General features: G+C 46.4%; 1 protein-coding gene. It reads right to left on the reverse strand.

Translation table 11 applies throughout. The annotated features are described in order from the left end of the window. Positions 1–237, reverse strand: a 237-nt coding sequence (locus SB772_RS45510) for an NAD-dependent epimerase/dehydratase family protein (protein ID WP_410839216.1), incomplete at both ends; no start/stop codon positions are given.

Genomic DNA, 237 nt, shown 5'->3' on the forward strand with positions numbered 1-237 from the left:
AGCTTTAACAATCGCTGAAAATTACCAGGTGCGTTCCCTGCATATACCAATGGCGGACGCACTATGACCAACTCCATCGTGCTTTCAATTGTTACGTAACGCTCGACGAGCCCGAGTTCAGCTTGATATTTGGATACAGCGTAATCTTTTACCGGATTGACTTCTGAAAGCTCGTCTACAGGTGTTGACCCGGTTTCGACGCCATTCACACCGATAGAACTGACAAATACAAATCGC

Origin of the sequence: Paraburkholderia sp. SIMBA_030 (assembly GCF_046535245.1) — a bacterium.
Lineage (GTDB): Bacteria > Pseudomonadota > Gammaproteobacteria > Burkholderiales > Burkholderiaceae > Paraburkholderia.